Annotated in this window: 2 pseudogenes; one reads left to right on the top strand and one right to left on the bottom strand. The window is 51.9% G+C overall.

The features are described from left to right. Positions 1-72: 72 nt before the first annotated feature. Positions 73-222 (top strand): annotated as a pseudogene (locus AC1DLB_RS32150) (hydrolase); the annotation flags it as partial. On the opposite strand, the pseudogene AC1DLB_RS32145 reads toward AC1DLB_RS32150, so the two are convergent. Beyond that, positions 208-348, bottom strand: a pseudogene (locus AC1DLB_RS32145) (hypothetical protein); the annotation flags it as partial. The pseudogenes AC1DLB_RS32150 and AC1DLB_RS32145 sit on opposite strands and share 15 nt — an antisense overlap. Positions 349-437 lie beyond the last annotated feature (89 nt).

Raw genomic sequence — 437 nt, 5'->3', positions numbered from 1 at the left:
CATTAATCTGAGCCCATGTTGAACGACACCTCTAACTCGCATCGATAAAGGATTTCACCATGAGCCACGCCAGGTGCGCAAATGATGAACTGGTTCTCGGTAGCTTGCGAATTGCAGGGCGACTGGCGCAACGACATCGAAGGCCTGGGTAACCTGCTGTCCCAGCGCATTCCGAATTATCGCAACCTGATGAACAGCTACTCGGCATTAGCAGCGCGCTAAGCTTAATTCGGCCTTACAATTTCGAAAGCGCATACAACAAAGGGCCCTTGAAGGGCCCTTCGTTTCTACAACTTCGCCTGTGTGAGGTTTTTTGTAGATCTTCACCTGGCGGGGCTTATGCGTGCCGACACTTTAGGGTTAGAGCCGAGTAAAACACCCTGTGGAACGTAACTCTATCTCCCCCCCTCGGCTAACTCGTTCGGGCAGGGTTACTA

The sequence above is a fragment of the Pseudomonas sp. 05N434 genome, assembly GCF_056396965.1.
This window is presented reverse-complemented; position numbering and strand designations above follow the sequence as displayed.